18 protein-coding genes are annotated in these 19,228 nt (G+C 61.5%); 14 read left to right on the forward strand and 4 right to left on the reverse strand.

Annotated elements, in window-relative coordinates:
* Nucleotides 1–22 precede the first annotated feature (22 nt).
* The 7 genes from mscM to frdD all read left to right on the forward strand — a co-directional run bounded on the left by mscM (nt 23) and on the right by frdD (nt 9,846).
* Nucleotides 23–3,295 (forward strand): miniconductance mechanosensitive channel MscM, encoded by a 3,273-nt coding sequence (mscM, locus tag BN1123_RS05010; RefSeq protein WP_042025685.1) that lies wholly within the window; start codon nt 23–25, stop codon nt 3,293–3,295.
* A gap of 28 nt (nt 3,296–3,323) precedes the next feature.
* Nucleotides 3,324–4,031, forward strand: coding sequence for a glycerophosphodiester phosphodiesterase (locus BN1123_RS05015; protein ID WP_042025686.1), 708 nt, complete (start codon nt 3,324–3,326; stop codon nt 4,029–4,031).
* A 132-nt stretch (nt 4,032–4,163) separates the two neighbouring features.
* On the forward strand, nt 4,164–6,041 hold the full coding sequence (locus BN1123_RS05020) for a methyl-accepting chemotaxis protein (protein WP_042025687.1): 1,878 nt from the start codon (nt 4,164–4,166) through the stop codon (nt 6,039–6,041).
* A 511-nt stretch (nt 6,042–6,552) separates the two neighbouring features.
* Entirely contained in the window at nt 6,553–8,337 is a 1,785-nt protein-coding gene (gene frdA, locus BN1123_RS05025) for a fumarate reductase (quinol) flavoprotein subunit (RefSeq protein WP_026457016.1), read from the forward strand.
* A complete protein-coding gene (locus tag BN1123_RS05030; protein WP_026457017.1) occupies nt 8,330–9,064 on the forward strand; it encodes a succinate dehydrogenase/fumarate reductase iron-sulfur subunit in 735 nt (244 codons plus the stop codon). The genes frdA and BN1123_RS05030 overlap by 8 nt, the downstream gene beginning before the upstream one ends.
* A 16-nt stretch (nt 9,065–9,080) precedes the next feature.
* Nucleotides 9,081–9,479, forward strand: coding sequence for a fumarate reductase subunit C (locus tag BN1123_RS05035; RefSeq protein ID WP_026457018.1), 399 nt, complete (start codon nt 9,081–9,083; stop codon nt 9,477–9,479).
* Between the two features lie 10 nt (nt 9,480–9,489).
* Nucleotides 9,490–9,846, forward strand: coding sequence for a fumarate reductase subunit FrdD (gene frdD, locus BN1123_RS05040; protein WP_026457019.1), 357 nt, complete (start codon nt 9,490–9,492; stop codon nt 9,844–9,846).
* Here the strand turns inward: frdD and BN1123_RS21265 are convergent, their stop codons facing one another.
* Nucleotides 9,847–10,074, reverse strand: coding sequence for a hypothetical protein (locus tag BN1123_RS21265; RefSeq protein WP_156130382.1), 228 nt, complete (start codon nt 10,072–10,074; stop codon nt 9,847–9,849). It abuts the gene before it with no gap.
* Nucleotides 10,075–10,114: 40 nt separating this feature from the next.
* Between BN1123_RS21265 and BN1123_RS05045 the strand changes: the two genes are divergently transcribed.
* From BN1123_RS05045 to BN1123_RS05055, 3 genes are read left to right on the forward strand one after another with little or no spacing between them, the layout of a single operon-like run.
* Nucleotides 10,115–10,846 carry a nucleoside recognition domain-containing protein gene (locus tag BN1123_RS05045; RefSeq protein WP_042025688.1) on the forward strand — a complete coding sequence of 244 codons (732 nt, stop codon included), beginning with the start codon at nt 10,115–10,117 and terminating at the stop codon, nt 10,844–10,846.
* Entirely contained in the window at nt 10,843–11,310 is a 468-nt protein-coding gene (locus BN1123_RS05050) for a YjiG family protein (protein ID WP_026457021.1), read from the forward strand. Before BN1123_RS05045 ends, BN1123_RS05050 begins: the two co-directional genes overlap by 4 nt.
* A 34-nt stretch (nt 11,311–11,344) precedes the next feature.
* Complete coding sequence (locus tag BN1123_RS05055) at nt 11,345–12,469, forward strand: M20 family metallopeptidase (protein ID WP_042025689.1); 1,125 nt, start codon at nt 11,345–11,347, stop codon at nt 12,467–12,469.
* Between the two features lie 67 nt (nt 12,470–12,536).
* Here the strand turns inward: BN1123_RS05055 and BN1123_RS05060 are convergent, their stop codons facing one another.
* From BN1123_RS05060 to BN1123_RS05070, 3 genes are all read right to left on the reverse strand, one after another.
* Nucleotides 12,537–13,325, reverse strand: a complete 789-nt coding sequence (locus BN1123_RS05060; protein WP_412149497.1) for a substrate-binding periplasmic protein — start codon at nt 13,323–13,325, stop codon at nt 12,537–12,539.
* 59 nt (nt 13,326–13,384) lie between these two features.
* Complete coding sequence (locus BN1123_RS05065; RefSeq protein WP_042025690.1) at nt 13,385–14,608, reverse strand: winged helix-turn-helix domain-containing protein; 1,224 nt, start codon at nt 14,606–14,608, stop codon at nt 13,385–13,387.
* A gap of 66 nt (nt 14,609–14,674) precedes the next feature.
* Nucleotides 14,675–15,316: a class I SAM-dependent methyltransferase gene (locus tag BN1123_RS05070; RefSeq protein WP_042025691.1), complete on the reverse strand. Its 642-nt coding sequence runs from the start codon at nt 15,314–15,316 to the stop codon at nt 14,675–14,677.
* A 214-nt stretch (nt 15,317–15,530) separates the two neighbouring features.
* Here BN1123_RS05070 and BN1123_RS05075 point away from each other — a divergent pair, with 214 nt between their 5' ends.
* The 4 genes from BN1123_RS05075 to BN1123_RS05090 are packed head-to-tail and all read left to right on the forward strand — an operon-like array spanning nt 15,531 to nt 19,227.
* Nucleotides 15,531–16,202, forward strand: coding sequence for a thermostable hemolysin (locus BN1123_RS05075; protein WP_042025693.1), 672 nt, complete (start codon nt 15,531–15,533; stop codon nt 16,200–16,202).
* Nucleotides 16,199–17,716: an AMP-dependent synthetase/ligase gene (locus BN1123_RS05080; protein ID WP_042025694.1), complete on the forward strand. Its 1,518-nt coding sequence runs from the start codon at nt 16,199–16,201 to the stop codon at nt 17,714–17,716. The genes BN1123_RS05075 and BN1123_RS05080 overlap by 4 nt, the downstream gene beginning before the upstream one ends.
* Nucleotides 17,713–18,366, forward strand: a complete 654-nt coding sequence (locus BN1123_RS05085) for an iron-containing redox enzyme family protein (RefSeq protein ID WP_026457851.1) — start codon at nt 17,713–17,715, stop codon at nt 18,364–18,366. The genes BN1123_RS05080 and BN1123_RS05085 overlap by 4 nt, the downstream gene beginning before the upstream one ends.
* A gap of 27 nt (nt 18,367–18,393) precedes the next feature.
* Nucleotides 18,394–19,227 (forward strand): SDR family oxidoreductase, encoded by an 834-nt coding sequence (locus BN1123_RS05090; RefSeq protein WP_042025695.1) that lies wholly within the window; start codon nt 18,394–18,396, stop codon nt 19,225–19,227.
* The last annotated feature ends 1 nt before the right edge of the window (nt 19,228 follow it).

The raw sequence follows: 19,228 nt of genomic DNA on the forward strand, positions 1-19,228 counted from the left end.
TTCATGACCAGAAACGAGCCTCATGTTGCAACGCCTGCTCACCCTCTTTTTGTTCTGTCTTGTCCCCTTGTCATCCGCTTGGGCCGAGGACGCCGTCACCCAGGCCGAAGCCCTGCTGCAAAGCGTACCCAAAAGCGATACCCCCGAAAACCAGAAGCTGCGCGAGAGCTATCAGCAGGCACTGCAGTTTGCCCGCGAGGCCGAACGCTACCGGGAGCAGAGCAAGGCCTACCAGCAGATCCTCATCGACTATCCCCAGGAGTCGAGCCGCCTCAAGGAGAGCCTGCACAACTATCAACCCGCCGCCCGACCTCCCCTCTCCCGCCTCAAGGAGGAGACCCTGCGCCAGGCCATTGGCCTGAGCAACAACCGCCAGCTCAACCTGCGCAAGGAGCGCCAGGGGGTGATGGACAGCCTCAACCAGCTTGAGAGCACGGGCCAGGAGTATCACCTGCGGGTGGACGACCTGCGCAAGCAGCTGCAGCTGACCCGCAGCCAGCTGGATCGCCTTAGTCTGGGGAGCGAGTCGGATCGGCTGCTGGAGGCCCAGCAGCTGGTGACCCGCATGAAGGAGCAAAGCCTCTCTGACCGGATCCAGATGCTGGAGCTGGAGCAGCTCTCGTCCCAGCAACGCAACGATCTTGGCAAGCTGAAGCTGCAGGAGCTCAACCTGGCCATCGCCGATGAGGATGAGTGGCAGACCAGCCTGCTGAACCAGCAAAACCAGCTGCGCCGTGAGAAAACGGAACAGGCGCTGGCGGAGAGCGAGCGGCTGCGCAAACAGCTCACCTCCGACATGCCGCTGCTGCTGGAGCAACAAAAGCAGAACCAGGCCCTCTCCCTGCAACTCAGCGGTCTCGAAGACGAGATAGAGCGGGTTCAGGACGAGCAGCGCACCATCGACAAGAACCTGTTTACCCTCAACGAGCTGGTCAACTCGGTGCGCGAACAACTGGAGTGGCTGCAGATCAGCAACGCCTACGGCGAGAACCTGCGCAGCAAGCTGGCGGATCTGCCCGCCTACTTCCCGCTGGACAAGCTGGAGTCGGCCATCGTCAACGCCCGCAGGGCCAAATACCAGTACGAGACCGAGCAGGATGACCTCGTCGATCCTCGCCAATTGCGCGAACAACTGCTGGCCGGCGAAGAGGTGACTCTGGATCGCTCGCAACAGGCGGTGCTCGACAACCTGCTCAAGGCCCGCCGCCAGCTGCTGACCCGTCTCAACGATGCCTCCGATACCCTGATCCAGGAACAGACCCGGCTCAAGCTGCTCTACAGCCGCCAGAACAGCAAGATCGACGAGATCCGCGAGCTCAGCGCCAGCCACCTGTTCTGGCTACCGGACGTACGCCCCTTCACCCCCCAGGTCATCCTCGGCATCCCCGCCGCCCTGGCGCTGGCCTTCAACCCGAACAACTGGTTGCAACTGCCCCGCGCCATCGCCGAGAACAATCCCCTGACCCTCACGATGGCCGGCCTCGGCCTGCTGGTGCTGGCCTGGAGCTGGTTCAAGCTGGCCGGCCATCTGGTCCGCTTCTGCGAACACGTGGCACCGCGCATCGGCAAAGTCACCCAGGACAAGTTCAGCCTCACCAGTCGCCTGCTGCTGCGTACCCTGATCGCCTCGCTGCCGTTCCCGGCCATGGTGTTGATGGTGCGCGGCCTGCTCGAGGGGGTCTGGCAATATCCCTTCGCGGTGGCGGTGGGCCGGGGGCTTGGCGAGATCTGGTTCCTGCTGCTGGCCCTGATGATGGCGCGCCACCTCACTCTGGAGAAAGGGATCCTGATCCACCACTTCCGCTGGTCCAAAGAACGGGTACAGCGAGTCTGGGGGCAATTTCGTACCCTGCTGCTGGTGCTGATCCCGAGCTTCTTCGTGCAGGGGATGGCGAATAGCTACCAGGAGCACGCCTTCTACGACTCCCTCGGCAGGTTGGCCTTCATCATCGGCGCCCTCTGGCTGCTGCTGTTTTTCGCCCGCCTCAACCGGGAGCGGCTGCCGCTGACCTGGGGCCAGAGCGACATGAGCAAGCCCCATCTGCTGCACCATTTTATCTGGAACAGCCTGATGCTGGCCCCCCTGCTGGCGGTGATCGGCTCCCTGTTCGGCTACTTCTACACCTCCCGCACCCTGCTCAGGCAGCTGGAGCTGAGTCTGCTGATGGGGCTCGGCGCCCTGCTCGTCTACTACCTGGCCAGACGCTGGATGCTGATCCAGCGCCGCCGCCTCGCCTTCGAACGGGCCAAGAGCAAACGGGCCGAGATCCTCGCCCAGCGGGACGATCCCAACAGCGATCTCAGTTCGGAGATCCCCGATGTGGTGGAAGAGACGGAGCTGGATCTCGACACCATCAGCGCCCAGTCCCTCGGGCTGGTCCGCACCCTGCTGATGCTGGGCTTCACCATGTTGCTGCTGGTGCAATGGTCGGATCTCAACTCCGCCTTCAGCTTCCTGAGCAACATCGAGGTGTGGCAGGTGAGCAACAAGATAGGCGGCATCGAGCAGCTCTCCGCCATCACCCTGCAGGATCTGATGATGACGGCCTTCATCTTTATCCTGACGGTGGTGACGGCCCGCAACTTGCCCGGTCTGATGGAGCTGACCCTGCTCCAGCACCTGAGCCTCTCACCGGGGACCGGCTTTGCACTCACCACCGTCAGCAAGTACCTGGTGATCCTGATAGGCGCCCTCACCGGCTTCTCCATGCTCGGCATCGACTGGTCCAAGACCCAGTGGCTGGTGGCGGCCCTCTCGGTGGGCCTGGGTTTCGGCCTGCAGGAGATCTTCGCCAACTTCGTCTCCGGCCTCATCATATTGTTCGAAAAACCGATCCGCCTCGGCGACACCGTCACCATCCGGGATCTGACCGGTACCGTCACCAAGATCAAGACCCGGGCCACCACCATAGTGGATTGGGACAGGAAGGAGATCATCGTTCCCAACAAGGCATTCATCACCGAGCAGTTTATCAACTGGTCGCTGTCGGATGCCATCACCCGGGTCAAGCTGCGCATCCGCATCGGCCTGACCCGGGATCCCAAGCTGGTGCAGCGCATTCTGGAAGAGTCGATACAGGCATCGACCCTGGTGCTGGAGAGCCCGACCCCGGAGGTGTTCTTGGTCGAGTTCACCGACTCGGCGCTGATCTACGAGATCCGTATCTACGTCAACAACATGGATCACCGGATGCCCATCACCCACGAGGTCCATTCGCTGGTGCTGGATAAACTGCAGCAACAGGGGCTTACCCTGCCCCACCAGCAGATCGACATTCACCTGACCCGGGGCTGACCCGGCCCGGCACGCAAAAGGAGCAAGCATGCAGATCATTGCCCATCGGGGGGCCAGCGGCCTGGCGCCCGAGAACACCCTCAAGGCGATCGCCCTGGCGTTGGCACAGGGAGCAGAGGCCATCGAGATCGACGTGCAGGCCGTCGACGGCGAATTGTGGGTCTTCCATGACCGCCGGCTGGAACGCTGTACCAATGGCGAGGGAGTACTGAGCGAGCAATCCTGCGCCTATCTGCAGAGTCTGGATGCAGGCGACGGCGAGCCCATCCCGACCCTGTGGCAGGTGATGAGCCTGATCAGAGGCCGCTGCGAGCTTCATATCGAGCTCAAGGGGGCCAATACCGCCAAGCCCGTCGCGGCATTGACCAGAAAGGCAGAGGCCGAGCTTGGTTTTACCTCCGCCCAGTGGGTCGTCTCCTCCTTTCATCACCCCGAGCTGGCCAGGTTTGCCGGCCTGCGGCCCGAGATCCGCCTCGGCGCCCTCACTGCCAACCTGCCCCTCAACCTGGCACTGTTTGCCGAACGTCTGGGGGCATGGTCCATCAACTGCGATGTGGATTTTGTCGACGAGATGCTGATTGAGGATGCCCATCAACGGGGGCTCAAGGTGCTGGTCTATACCGTGGATCATCTCGCCGATCAGCAGCGGCTGGCGCAGTGGGGCGTCGACGGTATTTTCACCAATCGTCCGGATCGCTTCCTCCCATCCGGCCACCCTGACCCTGTAGATGGCTAAGACGCCCGATCAGCACTAACTTTAGAAAGCTGATCGGGATACAAAAAGTTCAAACTCGGCCGATAAGAGTTGGCTCACAACAATAACAACGCAATACACCTACTTCAGACTGACGCTCACAAGGATGTAATTATGAACTTGTCGATCAAAAACAAACTCGTCCTCGCCATCGGGGTCATCATTCTGGTGATCACCGGTCTGCAGGTCTGGTACAACACCTCGCAACTGCGCAGCGAGACTCAACGACTGATCTGGAACTTCATCGACGAAAGTTCTGCTGCCAACGTCAAGGGGATCTCCCGCTGGCTCGACGCCAGGGTGAACATGGTCAGCTCCACCAAGGAAGCCTTTGCCAAGGAAGACGAGCCCATCAGCCATCTCGCCCAATCCATGAACGCAGGCGGCTTCGATCTGGTTTATGTGGGCACCACAGATGGCCGGATGATCCAGAGCAAACCAACCGACCTGCCAGCCGGTTACGATCCCCGCAAGCGCCCCTGGTATCAGGACGCCACGACTGCGGGCAAGATGACCATCACCTCTCCCTATGCCGACATCACCACGGGCCAGCTCATCATCACCATCGCCGAGCCATTCCAGCGCGGCAACACCCAGGGGGTGATCGCCGGTGACGTCTCCATCAGCGGTCTGGTCTCCGACATTCTGGCGGTCAACACCGAGGGCACCTACGCCGTGCTGATCGACAGCAATGGCACCATCATCGCCCACCCTGACACCTCGCTGACACTGAAACCGGCCACCGAGCTCTCCCCCGAGCTGACGGCTGCCGGCGTCAACCGGATTGCCAATGACGGCACCATCTCCGAGATGGATATCAGCGGCAAGCTGAGCGTGTTCGACCTGAACCTTATCCCCAACACCAACTGGTACTACGGCATAGTGGTGGATGATGCGGTGGCCTATCAGTCAGTCAGACGCATGGTCACCTCGGCCCTGTTGCAAGGCTTGATCACCATCATCATAGTGGCCGGCTTCTCCTACGTGGCCATCCACGGCTCCCTGGCACCGCTGAAAACCCTGGGTGAGGCCATTGCCGATCTCTCCCGTGGCAATGGCGATCTGACCCGCCGCATCAAGATCGAGCGAGACGACGAGGTGGGAACTGTAGCCAAGCACGTCAACACCTTCATCGATCGGATCCACACCATGGTGCAGGATATCTCCAACTCCTCCACCCAGCTCAACCAGCAGGCCAAGTCCTCCCACAACATGGCCGAGAAATCGAGTCAGGGGCTGGCGCGCCAGCAGAACGAGATCTCCCAGATTGCCACCGCCGTGCACGAAATGTCCGCCACCGCGGTGGAAGTGGCCAGCAATGCCGAACAGACCGCCGAGGCGGCGCGCTCCTCCTCCAGCAGCTGCGAGCACGGCAAGCAGGTCATCGCCCGCAACCAGCGCTCCATCACGGATCTGGCAACCCAGGTCGAGCAGGCCTCCAACATCATTCAGGAACTGGAGAAGAACGCCCAGGAGATCAACACCATCCTCTCCACCATTCAGGGCATCGCCGAGCAGACCAACCTGCTGGCACTGAATGCCGCCATCGAGGCTGCCCGTGCCGGTGAGCAGGGTCGCGGCTTTGCAGTGGTGGCCGACGAAGTGCGGGTGCTGTCACAACGCACCCACAGCTCCACCGTCGAGATCCGCAACATGATCGAAACCCTGCAACGCAACACCCAGGGCGCCGTCAGCACCATGCACGAGGGCCAGCTGCTGGCGCAAAACAGCGTGGATGATGCCAACAACGCCACCCAGGCGCTCGAGCAGATCACCCTCTCGATCAACCAGATCTCCGACATGGCAACCCAGATCTCCAGCGCTGCCGAAGAGCAGCGGGCCGTGACCGACGAGGTCAGTCGCAACATTCAGGCGGTGAAAGATGTCTCTGACGAACTGGCGGTAGACGCCGACAGCTCGCGTCATCTCTCGGAACAACTGAAAAATATTTCGGGTGAACTGAACAATCAGGTGGGTATGTTCCGCATCTGAATGCGCTAAAAAGGGGGCCACACCGGCCCCCTTTCATTTCATAATAGCCCTTATTTTTCAGTGATTAATCCAATACCAGCCAGATTTACCTCTCCCCCTTCCCTTACCGATTCCCGGGACGGCATCACACCCGGTCACCTCGTCACACACCCAAAATATAAATTAGATTTACTAATCCAAAATTGTGACTGGTAATAATTCTCAATAAACATTTTTAATAAAAAACTTAAAAACTTTTTTGCGGATACCCAAAAAGAGAGGTAATTCTCATTTTGTTGAAAGAAAACTACGTACAATCCGGTAGTTAAAGTTTTCGCGGCTGTGTGTTCGATTGCTCAGTAACACTGAAAACCGGCGATAATTGCAACATTTTCATCCAGGGAACAGGGTGTTTGATAGAAAAATCACTAGTAAAAATGGAATAAAACCAAGCTGTTTGACTTGTATCAAACTTGAATTTTTTTCATAGAGCAAAATCGTGCCCAGCAAATCTATCCCTAAGGAGGCAGATGTGGATATTATCAAGACCGATGTTGCCATCATCGGCGCCGGTGGTGGTGGCCTGCGTGCCGCAATCGCCATTGCTGAAGCCCACCCGGAACTGGAGATCGCGCTGATCTCCAAGGTTTATCCGATGCGCAGCCATACCGTTGCTGCCGAAGGTGGTGCCGCCGGCGTCGTCCGTGATGATGACTCCCTGGAAAACCACTTCAACGATACCGTCTCTGGCGGTGACTGGCTGTGTGAACAGGACGTGGTGGAATACTTCGTCGAAAACGCCACCAACGAAATGATCCAGCTGGAACACTGGGGCTGCCCCTGGAGCCGCAAGCCGGATGGCAAGGCCAACGTCCGTCGTTTCGGCGGGATGAAGATCCCGCGCACCTGGTTTGCCGCTGACAAATCCGGTTTCCACATTCTGCACACCCTGTTCCAGACCTCCATCAAGTACCCGAGCATCAAGCGTTTCGACGAGCATTTCTGCCTTGATCTGATCGTGGAAGATGGTCGCGTTCAGGGCGTGCTGACCTTCGATATCCAGAACGGAATCACCCGTTTCATCCAGGCCAAGTCCGTGGTACTGGCTACCGGCGGTGCCGGTCGTGTCTACCGCTACAACACCAACGGTGGCATCGTCACCGGTGACGGCATGGCCCTGGCCTATCGTCACGGTGTACCGCTGCGCGACATGGAGTTCGTCCAGTATCACCCGACCGGCCTGCCGGGCACCGGCATCCTGATGACCGAAGGTTGTCGTGGTGAAGGCGGCATCCTGCTGAACAAGGATGGCTACCGCTACCTGCAAGACTACGGCCTGGGCCCGGAAACTCCGGTCGGCCAGCCGAAGAACAAGCACATGGAGCTGGGTCCCCGTGACCGTCTCTCCCAGGCATTCTGGCAAGAGCAGCAAAAAGGCCGCGTGATCCAGGGCCCGATGGGCGACGTGGTTCACCTCGACCTGCGCCACCTCGGCGAGAAGTACCTGAAAGAGCGTCTGCCCTTCATCTGCGAACTGGCCAAGGCCTACGTGGGTGTGGATCCGGTCAAAGAACCGATCCCGGTGCGTCCGACTGCCCACTACACCATGGGTGGTATCGAAACTGACGGCAAGTGCGCCACCCGTCTGGCTGGCCTCTACGCCGCCGGTGAGTGTGCCTCCGTCGGTCTGCACGGTGCCAACCGTCTGGGTTCCAACTCCCTCTCCGAGATCGTGGTATTCGGTAAAGTGGCCGGTGAACAGGCTGCCGAATTTGCCGCTACCCAGCAGCACGGCAACACCCAGGCGCTGGTCGCCAAGGCCGAGGCGCTCATCAAGCAGCACCTCTCCCTGCTCGATATCGACGGCACCGAAAACCCGGCCGATATCCGCAATGAGCTGGGCATGTCCATGGAAGCCGGTGTCGGTATCTACCGTACCGAAGAGCTGATGCAGGGCACCATCGACAAGATCAACGAGCTGAAAGCCCGTTACAAGAAGATCAAGATCAACGACAAGTCCTCTGTCTTCAACACCGACCTGCTGTACGCCATCGAACTGGGCTACATGCTGGACGTGGCCGAAGCCATGGCTCACTCCGCCATCAACCGTAAAGAGTCCCGTGGTTCCCACCAGCGTCTGGACGGTTATGAGGAGCGTGATGACGTGAACTTCCTCAAGCACACTCTCTCCTTCTACAACGATGAAGGGGCCCCGACCATCGATTACTCCGATGTGAAGATCACTAAATCCCAACCGGCGAAACGCGTGTACGGTTCCGAGGGTGAGAAACAAGACGAGGCTAAGAAGAATGGCTGAGATGATCGAAATTGAAATCCTGCGCTACCGTCCCGAGCAGGATAACGAGCCCTGGATGCAGACCTTCCAGGTGCCTTACCTGAAAGAGATGTCCCTGCTGGATGCCCTGCAGTACATCAAGGATCACCTGGACTCTACTCTGAGCTTCCGCTGGTCCTGTCGGATGGCAATCTGCGGCTCCTGCGGCATGATGGTCAACGGCGTACCCAAACTGGGTTGCAAGACCTTCCTGCGCGACTACCTGCCGGGCAAGATGACTATCGAGCCGCTCAACAACTTCCCGATCGAGCGCGATCTGGTGGTCGACATGTCCGACTTCATCGAGAAGCTGGAGAGTATCAAGCCCTACATCATCCCGAGCGAGCCGCGCAGCCTGTGCGATGGCGAGTACACCCAGACTCCGGCTGACATGGCGAAGTATCACCAGTTCTCCATGTGCATCAACTGCGGTCTGTGCTACGCAGCCTGCCCGCAATATGGCATCAACAAGAAGTTCACCGGTCCGGCGGCACTGGCTCTGGCCTATCGCTACAACGCCGACAACCGCGACAGCGCGTCCAAAGAGCGGATGAAGATCCTGAGCCAGGACGAAGGTGTCTGGGGTTGTACCTTCGTGGGCTACTGCTCCGAAGTGTGCCCGAAAGGCGTGGATCCGGCCGCTGCCATCCAGCTTGGCAAGGTCGAAAGCGCCAAGGACTACATGATCGCCATGTTCAAGCCAGATTGAGATCAGGAATGAGACCATGAACAACACCCAAAGCAAACGTAAGCCTTACGTCCGCGAAATGAAGAAAGACTGGTGGCTGAAGAATGCCTTCTACACCGGTTACATGATCCGCGAGGGTACCAGTATCTTCGTCTCCATCTATGCCGTCGTGCTGATGTGGGGTCTGATGCGTCTGGTACAGGGTCAGGAAGCGTTCAACGGCTGGCTGGAATCCCTGCAAAGCCCGATCGCCATCCTGTTCCATGTGATTGCCCTGGCGGCCTGCCTGTTCCACGCCAAGACCTGGTTTGCCCTGGCGCCGAAAGCCATGCGCATCTTCCGGGGTGAAGACCTGGTGCCGGAGAAACCGATCGTGCTGGCCCAGTATGTGGCGCTGGCGGTGGTATCCCTGCTTGTCCTGATCATCGTGGCTTGAGGAGAAAACAATGAGACGTTCTGACGAACCAATTTACTGGGGTCTGTTTGGTGCAGGCGGCATGGTCGTCGCCATGCTGCTGCCGGTCATTGTCCTCATTACCGGTCTGCTGGTGCCCATGGGCATCATGGACGTGGAGACCATGAGCTACGATCGCGTACACGCCTTCGCCAGCTCCTGGTGGGGTGCCTGCATCCTGCTGGTGATCATCGCCCTGCCCATCTGGCACGGCATGCACCGTATCTACCACGGTCTGCACGATCTGGGGATCCACACCACCAAGCTGCACCACTATGTGTTCTATGGCTTCGCCTTCCTGGTGTCCGCCATCACCATCGGTCTGCTAATGGTACTGGTATTCCAGTAATCACCACCGACTTGCATGACCAAACCGGGCCTCGCGCCCGGTTTTTTCTTTTCCGCCATCCGGCGCCCCTGTCATACCGCCCGCATAACACTGCCATTCAAAAATCCCTGCAAAAACCGGATTTTTATCCAGCAAAGCAACGATCACCATCACATAAAACCACAACAAACACCAAAGACAGTGCGCCTGTTTGACCGCCATCAATTTACTGATAATTGCATCATTCATACTGCAAGCGATTAAATATTTATTCAGATGGAGCTAAATCATGACTGACAAATCACGCTCGGTAACGATAGGCAGTTACCTGGCACTGGCGTTCGCCATCGTCTTCTTTTCGGGACTGTTGCAGTCCAACCAGTGGTACGGAGTGTTCGACTTCACCACACTGAACGGTTCGTTCGGCACCATGGTACAGAGCGTCAGCGAGAACGGCGACGGCCTCAAGACTGCCATGACCGACATGCGCGGCAAGGGGGGCAACGGCGCCCGCGACGGCTTCCTGTTTGCCCTGACCCTGATCCCCACCGTGATGTTCGCCCTCGGCATGATCAATGTGCTGGAACACTACGGCGCCCTGGATGCCGCCCGCAAGCTGCTGACCCCGCTGTTGCGCCCGCTGATGGGGATCCCTGGCAACACGGGCCTGGCGCTGATCGCCTCCCTGCAGAGTACCGATGCCGGCGCCGCCATGACCCGCCAGCTCAAGGATGAAGGGCTCATCACCAAGCGCGAGACCGACGTCTTCACCATGTTCCAGTTCTCCGCCGGTGCCACCATAGTCAACTTTTTCTCCTCCGGCGCCGTGCTGTTCACCCTGACCCTGGCCGATGGCAGCCCGGCGGTCAGCTCCTCCATCGGTCTCGCCGTGGTGGTGATGTTTGCCTTCAAATTTGTCGGCGCCAACCTGTTTCGGGTCTACCTCAACCTGACCGAAGGCAAAAACAGCGACAACACCCAGCACGCCACGACCCCCAGCACCCAGGAGCAAGCCAAATGAGCCAGGCCAACGTCAAGAAACCCATCGTCACCGATATCTTCGTCGAAGGGGCCAAGAAGGGATGGGTCATCGCCACCACCTCCACCGTCCCCAACGTGCTGATGGCCTTCGTCATCATCAAGGCGCTGCAGATCACCGGTGCCCTGGACGCCATGGGAGCCATCTTCTCTCCCATCATGGCGGTGTTCGGTCTGCCCGGTGAGGCAGCTGCCGTGCTGATCGGCGCCTGGATGTCCATGGGCGGCGCGGTCGGCGTGGTCATCACCCTGTTCGATCAGGGGATCCTCAACGGTACCCACATCGCCATCCTGGCCCCCGCCATCTACCTGATGGGCTCCCAGGTGCAGTACATGGGCCGCATCCTCGGCTGCATCGGCACCGAAGGGCGCTACATCCCCATCATGGTCGCCATCTCAGTGCTCAACGCCTTCGGCGCCATGCTGGTGATGAACATCCTTCTCTGACCCTTTTCGTACAATCACACACGTGGAGCAACCGATGACTTTTTCTCTGGATGAATACCTGGCCGAGCTGGCCCCTCTCATCAACCTGGATTGCGGCTCATTGCACCAACCTGGCATAACCGCAGTGGCGGATCTGATGGCCGCCAAATACGAGGCCATGGGTGGCTGGCACATCAAGCGGGTCGACTGCGGGGTAGCCGGGGTGGGACTGGAAATTCGCAACCAGCCTGATGCCGAGCAGATCGATGTGATGTTGATTGGCCATATGGACACCGTCTTCCCCCTCGGCACCGCCGCCGCCCGCCCGATGAGCGTCGATGGCGAGCGGGCCTACGGCCCCGGCGTCTCCGACATGAAATCCGGCTTGCTCAACATCGTCTATGCCCTGCGCGCCCTGCCCCGCGAGGTGCGCGACAGCCTGAGCATCTGCGTCTGCATGAACCCGGACGAAGAGATTGGCTCCCTGCACTCCAGCGACTGGCTGACCTCGGTAGCCAAACAGGCCCGTCAGGTGCTGGTGGCCGAAGCGGCCCGTGCCGACGGCTCCCTGGTCAAGGCGCGCAAGGGGATGGCCCGTTATCGCCTCGATTTCACCGGCAAGGCGGCCCACGCGGGCAACGAGCCGCAAAAGGGGCGCAGCGCCATCACCGAGCTGGGTCACTGGATCCTGGCCATCAATGCCCTCACCAACTTCGAGAACGGCACCACCCTCAACATCGGTATCGTCGAGGGGGGCAATGGCGCCAACATAGTGCCGGCCCACGCCAGCGCCGTGGTAGATGTGCGTTTCTGGGACAATCAGGAGTACAGCCAGGTCAACGACCGGCTGCTGACCCTGGCCGAGCGCCCTCATCTGGAAGGGGTCACCATCAAGCTGACTCGCGAGGCTCACAAACCGGCCATGGTGCCGTCAGAAGGAACCAAGGCCCTGATGGCCATCGTGGAGGAGTGTGGTCAGGAGCTGGGTCTGCCCATTCGCTGGCAAGAGGTCGGTGGTGGCTCCGATGCCAACCTGACCGCCGCCCTCGGCATTCCGACCCTGGATGGTCTGGGCCCTATCGGCGCCGGTTTCCACAGTGACGAGGAGTATCTGGATCTGGCGAGCATTGCCCCGCGCATCGAGCTGCTGGTGAAGGTACTGACCCGCCTGGCCGCGTGATATCCCCATCCATGACCAAGGCCAGCCGGTTTGCACCGGCTGGCCTTTTTTATATCCGGCGACGCCGTCACTCCAGCGGCGGCAGAAACTTCGCCATCACCTCGCGGGTATGCCCCTCCTCCTCAAAGGCCACCAGCGTCTGATCCAGCTGAATAATGAGCTCCCGGGCCCGTGGCGATCCCTTGCTCACGATCAGATAGAACCCCTTGCGATTGGGTAGGCGCAGATGGGTCAAGCCGGGCTCGCTCTGGTAGATGCCCAGACTGAGTCCGCTTAGCAGCGGCTCGACCGAATTTGGCAAATAATCGCAGCGCCCCCGCGCCAGCAGGTCGAGTGCCTGCTGCAACCGCTTGACCCGCCGCAGCTTCTTGTTGATGCCATAGGGGGCATAGTTGTAGCCGAGCAGACCGCACATCCGGCCGCGGCTGGCCACCTCTAGATCCGGCGCCTCGGGGAAGCGGCGCTTGAGATAGAAGAGGCCGAGACGGGTGTGATAGAGGGGAACACTGTAGTAAACATGGGCCGCCAACTCCGGCTTGTAGCTGGCATCCCAGGTCAGCTCGCACAGGCCGTTTTGCTCATAGTCGACCAGTTCCTGCTTGACCCTGGCCCATGGCAGGTAGCGGATCTGGTGAGACAGGCCATTCTGGCGCAGGGCATCGAGCACTAGGGTCGCCGCAGCCCCGGTCAGCCGTTCGGGTTCCGGCACGCCGTTGTGGCGCACCCAATACGTGTAGGGAGGCCATTCACTGCCATTGCCGAGGCAGATCCGCACCGGCGCGTCACTCTCCTGTGCCGAGGCGACCGGCATCAGCATGGCAAGGATCACGCCCGACAACAGCCAGAATCCCTTCATCCCTCTTCTCCCATGTGCCAATCCCCTGAGTGCAGAGCGTCTTTCCCTCTGCGCTACCCTCACAGCCCGTGCTCCGGGCGCCATAGCGCCAACAGGGGGGGCGGAATATCGCCATAGGCCAGGGTCGGCGTCTGATGCCACTGCGCCAGCTTTTGCAGCGCCTTCCCCAGCTCCCCTGCCAGGGTGCGGGTCACCCTGACCCCCGCCTCCAGATAGAGGCTCTTGATCTCGAATACTCCCTGCTGGCGATGGGCCTTGGCATCCATCCTGCCCACCAGTTTGCCGCGATGCAGCAGCGGCAGCACGAAGTAGCCGTACTGGCGCTTGGGCGCCGGGGTATAGCACTCGATGCGGTAGTCGAACTCGAACAGCTCGCGGGCCCGCCTGCGATCCCACACCAGAGGATCAAAGGGCGACAAGGCCGTGGTATGGGTCGCACTGAGGCTGCCCGCCTGCGCCTTGGCCAGCTCGTCAGCCAGCGAGGCGTGGACGAAGGCGCCATGCTGCCATCCCTCCACCCGCACCGGCAACAGCTCCCCTTCATCCGCCAGTTGATGGAGCAAGGCATCGTATTTGCCGCGCCGCAGCCGGTAGTAATCGGCCACCCAGCCGGCCTTGACCAGCCCCAGCGCCCGGCAACTGGCACGCACCATCTCTCGCTGCGCCGTCTCCGGGCTAGGCAGATCCCGCTCGTCGCACCAGCCGGGCATGACCCGCTCTGCCAAATCATAGACCCGCTGGAAGTTGCGCCGCTCGCGCACCATCAGGCGCCCCGCGGTGAAGAGCACCTCGAGATGACGCTTCTCCGGCTTCCAGTCCCACCAGCCGTTGCCCTTCTCTCCCTGGCGGGCAAAATCGGCCGCTCGCACCGGCCCTTGCTGGCGGATCTGCTCGAGTAGCCGGTCAATGTCCTGTTGATGGGTGGCGAGCCAGTGGGCCGAAAACTTCCAGCCCATGGCGGCAGGATCCAGCATGCGATGACGCAGCAGCCGGTAATCCTCGCGAGGAATGAAGCAGGCCTCATGGGCCCAGTATTCGAAAATGTCGCCGTCGGCCAGCAGTTGCTCGAGCCAGCCGGGTTCGTACTGTCCGAGCCGGCTGAACAGCACCAGATAGGGGCTGCGCGCCACCACCGAGATGGTATCTATCTGCAACAGCGCCATACGGCGGATGGTGGCCAGCAGATCCGCCGGGCGTGCCTTGCTGCGGCGCGGGGCGAGCAGGCCCTGGGCTGCCAGTTGCAGATGACGAGCATCCTGCAACGACAGATGGGGAATGGACATGGATCACCGCTCCTTGGTATCAGATCATCAGCATGCCCAACTCATCGCCAAATGAAAATGGCGGGGTCAAGGTTTGGTGAACAGGGCCACATCGGCGTGGGGAAACTCGACCTCTGCCTGCCAGCTGGCCGCCAGGGTGCGAAACGACGCCTCGGCGAAGAAGACGATGTGGGTCGGATCGTGGCGATAGCGCCAGGTTTTGAAGCGCTCGTCACCGAGCACCCGTTGGGTCTGCAACACCAGAATGCCGCCGGGCTTGAGGCAGCGCCACAGCAGATCCAGTGCAACCCGTGGCTCGGCGATGTGTTCGATCACCTCTGTGCTGGTGATGAAGTCATACTGCTGTGCCAGCAGCGCCGGTTCGTCGGCGTAGAACTTGTCATACCCCGCCATCACATAGCCCGCTTCCCGCCCCATGGCGATCAGGGCCGGCCCCGGGCCACAGCCAAAATCGAGGCCACTGGCAGGCGCCGGCACCCGGGCCAGCACCTCGCCAAAGGCCCGCATCAAAAAGGCACGATAACGGGGATCATCCACCCGGTTGTCATGGCCGTCATAGACCGCCTTCTCCCCCTCGGCATCCAGATGATCCGCCGCATCCAACCAGACCAGCTCGCACCGCTCGCAGCGGTAATAACACTTGCCCGCCACCGGCAGGGGGTAGGCCTGATGGCTGGCACACAGGGGGCAGCAGGGGGTGGATGACATGACGATACCTCTGGCAAGTGACAGCCGGGCAGATTGCCTGCCCGCCCCGCCGCTGGCAACTGTTTTATCGCCGCCAGGCCACCGCATATCGAGACCAGCAGCCCTTTGCCCACCGTCATGACTTCCATCCGGTCATGGCAACTTTTTGCGCCCCTTAAGGCTTTCTTAAGTTTGCCCTTTTAGGCTCAACTCATCGCAAGAGAAGGAGCATTCCATGACCACAGAGATCCAGGCACCCTACCGCTTGATGCTGGCCGACTCCCCGCAGCAGGTCATGGCGCTGCAGGCCTATATCCAGGCGGCCTACACCCAGGAATTCAACGCCCGCATTCCCCATTTCCTGCCCTGTCTACTCGGGCTCTACCGTGCCGACGGCGTGCTGGTCGGCGCCTGTGGTCTCAACCTGGCCAGCGCGGGGGCGCTCTATCTGGAGCAATATCTGGAGCACCCCGTAGAGGCGGCCATCGAGACCCGCCTCGGGGTACGCCCGGAGCGCCAGCGCATCATAGAGGTGGGCAATCTGGCCTGCAGCGAGCCGGGCAATGCCCGCCTGATGTTTGCCGCGCTCTGTCGTCTGCTGTGCGACAACGCCCTCGACTACGTGGTGTTCACCGGCACCGCCAAGCTGCGCAACAGCTTTCATCGCCTGCGCCTCGATCCGGTGGAGCTGGCTCCCGCCCAGGCGCATCAGGTGGGAGAAGATGCCGCCGCCTGGGGAGAATACTACCGCTGCCAGCCCAGGGTGATGGTGGGTGACCTCAATCAGGGGCGCGAGGTGCTCGCCCAAAGCAGCCTGCTGCTCAACCTGCTGGCCCCCATGCCCGCCCTGTTCGACGACTCCCGAGAGACCTGCCGTATGGCTCGTGATAAAAGGTGCGCCCAATGACGCTGTTTGATGCCATCGCCAGCACGGCGAAGCAGAACCCGACACAGCCGGCCCTGATGGATAGCCGGCAGCAGCTGGATTACCGCCAGCTGTGGCAGCAGATCCTGCGTCTGGCCGACGAGTTGCAACAGGCGCAGATCCGGCGCCTGGCCCTACAACTGGACAACGGCCTGCCCTGGGCGCTGATCGATCTGGCCTGCACCCGGGCGGGAATCGTGGTGATCCCCGTCCCCCACTTCTTCAGCCTGGCCCAGCAGGCGTGGTTGCTCGAGAGCAGCGGCGCCGATGCTCTGGTGGGCCCGTCCCATCCTGACTGGCACCCGACCGCCCCCCTTGTGCTGACGGTGACCTCCCTCGCCGACGGTACGCCCGGCGAGCTGACCATCCCCCTGTGGCGGCACGTCCCGCTCAACCCGCCGGCCCTGCCCGCAGGCACCGCCAAGATCACCTATACCTCGGGCACCACGGGGCAACCCAAGGGGGTCTGCCTCTCCCTGGCCCGGATGATGGCGGTCTGCCAATCGCTGGCCGAACGGGTCGCCCCGGCCCGGGTGGAGCAGCACCTCACCCTGTTGCCACTGGCGACCCTGCTCGAAAACCTGACCGGCCTCTACGTGCCCCTGCTGACCGGTGCCTGCAGCCGCATCCCGTCACTCGGGGAGATCGGCTTCTCCGGCTCCAGTGCCCTCAACCCGGCCATGCTGGCCCAGGCGCTGCTGCGCTGGCCCAGCCACAGCCTGGTGCTGGTGCCCGAGCTGCTGCGCCTGCTGCTGGTGCTGGCCGGCAACAACCCGGCGCTGCTGCGCCAGTTGCAGGGGCTGCGTTTTATCGCCGTCGGGGGTGGCAAGGTGGCCCCCGAGCTGATCGCTCGCGCCCGCGCCGCCGGCCTGCCAGTCTATGAAGGGTATGGCCTCTCCGAATGCTGCTCCGTGGTGGCGCTCAACAACCCGCAGGCGGACAGGCCCGGCAGCGTCGGTCGCCCCCTGCCTCACTGCCGGGTCACCATCGCCGGAGATGGCGAGATCCTGGTGAGCGGCAACGCCATGCTGGGCTATCTCGGCCATGGGGATGCCGCCCACGATGAGGCCGCCACCATCGCCACCGGCGATCTCGGCTACCTGGATGAGGATGGTTACCTGCACATCACCGGGCGCAAGAAGAATGTCCAGATCACCGCCTTTGGCCGCAACTTCTCCCCCGAGTGGGTAGAGGCCGAGGCCCAGCTCTGTCCCGCCATCGCCCGCATCGTAGTCTTTGGCGACGGCCAGCCGGCCAACGTGGCGCTGATCCAGCCCCTGCCCGGCAGCGAAGCGGATCTGCCCCGCCAGATCGCACAACTGAACAGCCGGCTGCCCGACTACGCCCGCCTGCACCACTGGTTGCCGGTGGCGCTGGATCAGTCCCCCGGGCTGCTGACCCCCAACGGTCGGCCCCGTCGCAACGAGATTTATCAACACTTTTCCCGGCAGATCAGCCAGTGCCTCAGCGAAGGCCTCACAGGAGAATCAGCATGAGCTTCTACCAGACCCTGCAACAAGCCACTTCCCAGGAGCGCGAGCACCTGTTCAATGCGCCCATCATCGAGGCTTGCCGCCGTGGCGACATCCAGCGCGAGACCTACCTCGCCTTCCTGACCGAAGCCTATTACCACGTGCGCCACACGGTTCCCCTGCTGATGGCAACCGGTGGCAAGCTGGGTCAGGAGTACGAGTGGGTACGCGCGGCCATCAAGGAGTACATAGAGGAGGAATACGGCCATCAGGAGTGGATCTTAAGCGACATCCGAGCCTGCGGCGGGGATGCCGAGGCGGTGCGCCACGGCCAGCCCGGTCTGCCTATCGAGCTGATGGTGGCCTTCCTCTACGACCAGATCCAGCGGGGCAATCCCATGGGCTTCTTCGGCATGGTGCAGGTGCTGGAGGGAACCAGCGTCGCCATCGCCCTGACGGTGGCGGATCAGATCAAGAGCGGGCTGGGGCTGCCTCCCCAGGCGATGAGCTACCTGAGCTCCCATGGTGCCCTGGATCAAGAGCATCTCAAGTTCTTCGAATCCCTGATGAACCGGGTGGAGAACCCTGCCGACCAGGCCGCCATCATCCATGCCGCCCGCGTGGTCTACCGCCTCTATGGCGAGATGCTCTACAACCTGACCGCCCGGGCGTGAACGCCCACAGTGAAGGAAGCACATACCATGCAACTTGAAGGGAAACGCGTGCTGCTCACCGGAGCCAGCGGCGGCATAGGAGAAGAGCTGGCGCAGGAGCTGGCGGCCCAGGGCGCCCATCTGCTGTTAAACGGACGACGAGGTCCGGCACTGGAACGGCTGCGAAAGTCCCTGCCCCATCCGGAGCGCCACCAGGTGCTGATCGCCGATCTGGGATCGTCCCAGGAGCGGGCCAGGTTGCTGCAGCATCCCCTGCTGGAAGAGGGGATCGACGTGCTGATCAACAACGCAGGCTGCAACCAGTTCGCCTGGCTCGAGGATCAGAGCAGCGAACAGGTGGAGCGGCAGCTGCGGCTCAACATCGAAGCCCCCATCCAGCTGACCCGGACCCTGCTCCCGCAGATGCGCAAACCCGGCATCATCATGAACATGGGGTCGAGTTTTGGCAGCATCGGCTACCCCGGCTACAGCGTCTACTGCGCCAGCAAGTTCGCCCTGCGTGGTTTTAGCGAGGCGCTGGGACGGGAGCTGGAGGGAAGCGGCATCAAGGTGCTCCACTTTGCCCCCCGCGCCACCCGCACCCGTCTCAACTCGGAGGCCGCCTACGAGATGAATGCCGAGCTCGGCACCCACACCGACAGCCCCCAGGAGGTGGCCGAGGAGGCGGTTATCGCCCTGTGCAACGAGACTCGCCGCAGCTGGCTCGGCTGGCCGGAGCAGCTGTTCGTGCGTCTCAACGCCTTGCTGCCCGGCATCGTCGACAAGGCACTGGCCAAGCAGCTGCCCATCATCGAACGCTATGCCCGGCATCTGCCGCACGAGGCGCTGCCCCATTCCATCCCGACCAAGAAGGAGTCCTGAT

The sequence above is a fragment of the Aeromonas enteropelogenes genome (assembly GCF_000819845.1).
In the GTDB taxonomy this organism is placed as follows: domain Bacteria; phylum Pseudomonadota; class Gammaproteobacteria; order Enterobacterales; family Aeromonadaceae; genus Aeromonas; species Aeromonas enteropelogenes.

What these genes read in the sequence shown, in the direction of transcription:
- mscM (WP_042025685.1), top strand. Translation starts at nt 23, where the DNA reads ATGTTGCAACGCCTGCTCACCCTCTTTTTGTTCTGTCTTGTCCCCTTG.
- BN1123_RS05015 (WP_042025686.1), top strand. Translation starts at nt 3,324, where the DNA reads ATGCAGATCATTGCCCATCGGGGGGCCAGCGGCCTGGCGCCCGAGAAC.
- BN1123_RS05020 (WP_042025687.1), top strand. Translation starts at nt 4,164, where the DNA reads ATGAACTTGTCGATCAAAAACAAACTCGTCCTCGCCATCGGGGTCATC.
- BN1123_RS05030 (WP_026457017.1), top strand. Translation starts at nt 8,330, where the DNA reads ATGGCTGAGATGATCGAAATTGAAATCCTGCGCTACCGTCCCGAGCAG.
- BN1123_RS05035 (WP_026457018.1), top strand. Translation starts at nt 9,081, where the DNA reads ATGAACAACACCCAAAGCAAACGTAAGCCTTACGTCCGCGAAATGAAG.
- frdD (WP_026457019.1), top strand. Translation starts at nt 9,490, where the DNA reads ATGAGACGTTCTGACGAACCAATTTACTGGGGTCTGTTTGGTGCAGGC.
- BN1123_RS21265 (WP_156130382.1), bottom strand. Translation starts at nt 10,074, where the DNA reads ATGAATGATGCAATTATCAGTAAATTGATGGCGGTCAAACAGGCGCAC.
- BN1123_RS05045 (WP_042025688.1), top strand. Translation starts at nt 10,115, where the DNA reads ATGACTGACAAATCACGCTCGGTAACGATAGGCAGTTACCTGGCACTG.
- BN1123_RS05050 (WP_026457021.1), top strand. Translation starts at nt 10,843, where the DNA reads ATGAGCCAGGCCAACGTCAAGAAACCCATCGTCACCGATATCTTCGTC.
- BN1123_RS05055 (WP_042025689.1), top strand. Translation starts at nt 11,345, where the DNA reads ATGACTTTTTCTCTGGATGAATACCTGGCCGAGCTGGCCCCTCTCATC.
- BN1123_RS05060 (WP_412149497.1), bottom strand. Translation starts at nt 13,325, where the DNA reads ATGAAGGGATTCTGGCTGTTGTCGGGCGTGATCCTTGCCATGCTGATG.
- BN1123_RS05065 (WP_042025690.1), bottom strand. Translation starts at nt 14,608, where the DNA reads ATGTCCATTCCCCATCTGTCGTTGCAGGATGCTCGTCATCTGCAACTG.
- BN1123_RS05070 (WP_042025691.1), bottom strand. Translation starts at nt 15,316, where the DNA reads ATGTCATCCACCCCCTGCTGCCCCCTGTGTGCCAGCCATCAGGCCTAC.
- BN1123_RS05075 (WP_042025693.1), top strand. Translation starts at nt 15,531, where the DNA reads ATGACCACAGAGATCCAGGCACCCTACCGCTTGATGCTGGCCGACTCC.
- BN1123_RS05080 (WP_042025694.1), top strand. Translation starts at nt 16,199, where the DNA reads ATGACGCTGTTTGATGCCATCGCCAGCACGGCGAAGCAGAACCCGACA.
- BN1123_RS05085 (WP_026457851.1), top strand. Translation starts at nt 17,713, where the DNA reads ATGAGCTTCTACCAGACCCTGCAACAAGCCACTTCCCAGGAGCGCGAG.
- BN1123_RS05090 (WP_042025695.1), top strand. Translation starts at nt 18,394, where the DNA reads ATGCAACTTGAAGGGAAACGCGTGCTGCTCACCGGAGCCAGCGGCGGC.